The sequence below is a fragment of the Phytobacter massiliensis JC163 genome (genome assembly GCF_000321045.1).
GTDB lineage: Bacteria > Pseudomonadota > Gammaproteobacteria > Enterobacterales > Enterobacteriaceae > Phytobacter_A > Phytobacter_A massiliensis.
Genome location: NZ_HE578945.1, coordinates 1,590,351 through 1,592,833, shown reverse-complemented (window position 1 = coordinate 1,592,833; position 2,483 = coordinate 1,590,351). Strand labels below are relative to the sequence as shown.

3 protein-coding genes are annotated in these 2,483 nt (G+C 57.1%); all 3 read right to left on the bottom strand.

The genetic code is table 11. From position 1 onward, the window contains the following. Nucleotides 1-159: 159 nt before the first annotated feature. Nucleotides 160-720 (bottom strand): lipoprotein, encoded by a 561-nt coding sequence (locus ENTHG_RS07865; RefSeq protein ID WP_044177621.1) that lies wholly within the window; start codon nucleotides 718-720, stop codon nucleotides 160-162. Between the two features lie 113 nt (nucleotides 721-833). Further along, complete coding sequence (grxB, locus tag ENTHG_RS07860) at nucleotides 834-1,481, bottom strand: glutaredoxin 2 (RefSeq protein ID WP_044177619.1); 648 nt, start codon at nucleotides 1,479-1,481, stop codon at nucleotides 834-836. Nucleotides 1,482-1,544: 63 nt separating this feature from the next. Further along, the coding region (gene mdtH / locus ENTHG_RS07855; RefSeq protein WP_071825824.1) for a multidrug efflux MFS transporter MdtH at nucleotides 1,545-2,483 on the bottom strand (939 nt) is incomplete at its 5' end.

Below are 2,483 nucleotides of genomic sequence, written 5' to 3'. Positions count from 1 at the left end.
TTTAAAACCTGGGGTTGTGCTGTCATGGGGGCTCCGGCTGGGTGAGAATCAGTCAATATTGGCTGGTTTTTGCCGGGCACTAAGCATAAGCGCATCGCGGTTTCACTTCAAGCGGCATCTGCGCTCACCGCCTCGGGCGAGCGCAGGGGCAGGCCGGCGTCAGTCGGTTAACGGGATAACGATCTCGCCCGGTTTGACCTCAATGCCTTTGGCGTATTTCTTCGCCAGCGCTTCGCCTTTGCTGCTGTCTTCGCGCAGAACGTAGGCCGGACGCTGGTTAAAATAGTTGCGCAACGACTGGTTCAGATAGGGCATCAGCGTCTGTAAAATGGGCTGCATTTTTTGCGGCGTAACGGTGGCGTCCACGACTTCCATCTCCTGCAGATAGATTGCCCCTTTTTCTTTGTCGAATACCGGCAGGGCTTTCATTTTCAGCTTCATGGTCGCTTTCTGGCTGCCGAAAAGGGAGCTCATGTCCAGGTTGGCGTCGCCGGAGAGCGTCACTTTGTTTGGCTCTTCGCGGCCAATCTCGCTCGCCAGGTTGCGCAGCACGATATGGGCATCGGCGACGCCGGGCAGGCCAATATCTTTCGCGAAATCGTTGCGCTTTTGCAGCGCCTGGTTAATTTCCTGTTCGCTGATGCTGTACTGGGTCAGCTGGTTACAGCCCACCAGAATGCCGCTCAGCATAAGCGCGGCGGCAAAGACAATCTTTTTCATCGAGTTCCTCGTGTAACGCCAGGGTGTTCATCCTTGTCGGTAGCATCATAGCCCTGGGCAAAATAGGCCAGCAGAATAAGCTGAAAGCGGAAGCTTGCGCTTCCGCGGGGGGATTATATCGCCATTGAGGAGAGCAGGTTAACCTGTGTTTGTTTCGCCATGTTATCCCGATAGTCTGCGACCCGCGTCGGCCAGACAATACCGGAGACAATGGTCAGGTTGCGCAGCAGCGGGAAGAGGTTGATATCGTCCTCAGACAGCTCGCCATTGACGGCATTCGGCTGGACTATCAGTTTTTCCAGCGCCCGTAAATCGTCGCTGATATTTTTTACCAGCCCGGCTGAGTGGGCAAGGTGGTCGGCGAAATTACCGATAGCGGCCTCCTTTTTCGCCACAAAATATGCGCGCGCCTCCGGGGTTGCGAACTCATCAAACGGGCCTTTCGCAAAGCGGGGGAGCAGCAGTCGGTTAACGTAGCCGTTGACCTTGCGCAGCCAGGTGTCAATGGCCGGATTTTGTTTACCCGTCAGCAGCGGCTTACCGTCAAGCTTATCGACATAGTGAACGATATCCATACTTTCAGGCAGATAGCGGCTGTCGTCCTTTTGCAGGATCGGCGCCATTTTCTGGCCAATCATCCGGGTGGGTGTTGCTTCGTCGTCGTTGAGCAGCACATTGAGTTCGACAGGGATATTCTTGAGGCCGAAAATCATGCGGGCTTTAACGCAGAAAGGGCAGTGATCGTAAATATAAAGTTTCACGTTTCTCCTCCATTGTGATTATCCGTCACAAAAAGTATGGAGGAGAATAAAGGGGCTGGCAACTCAGGCGCCCGGCTCCAGCAGCCGCGCCTGCGCGCGTTTGTGGCTAAACTGCCACGCCAGCGCGAAGAAGGTCATCAGACCGATCAACGCCAGCATCATCCACGGCAGCTCCGGCTGGTTAGAGGCCTTACCGGCGTCGAATAGCCAACCGCCGCCCGCGTAACCCAGGGCGCCGCCAAAGGCGAGCCCTAAACGGCTGAACCCCATATAGCTGCCGCGCGCCCGCGCATCGGCCAGCGAGGCCCCCAGCGTTTCACGCGCCGGTTCAGCGATGATCGAGCCAATATAAAAGGTGCAGATCAGGCTAAAGAGCTGCTGTAAATTACTCACCATACCCATCGGCAGCAGGCTTAAGGACATACAGACCAGCCCGACCATCAGCCGGTGCTCAAGGCGAAACCGCTTTTCGCTCCAGCGGGCAATGGGGTAAAGCAGCGTCAGTGACAGGCTGGCTTCAATGGCGTACATCCATTTCACCGCCGCCGGAGAGCCGGCGATATCGTTGACCATAATCGGCAGCATCAGCATCACCTGGACCGCCAGCATATAGTAGCCGGTAAGTGTCAGCACGTAGGTCACAAAACGTTTGTCGGCCAGCACGCGGCTCAGCCCCTCACGAACCGGCGCTTTCACCGTAGAGAGCTTCCAGGCGGGTAGCAGCCAGGCGTTAAAGCCCGCGCACAGAATGAACAGCACCGCCCCCACCAGGCAGACCAGACGGAAATCATACTGCAGCAGCCAGCTGCCAAGCAGCGCGCCAATCACCGCGCCTGCGCTGTCCTGCATCATCAGCAGCGAGAAAAAACGCCCGCGCTGAGAGGGGCGGATCAGTTTTACCACCAGCGCCGTGCGCGGCGGATCGAACAGCGTGCCGCCAAGCCCCGATAAGATGCAGGAGAACCACAGCAGCCATGGCTCATGGGCGATGCCCATGGTGGC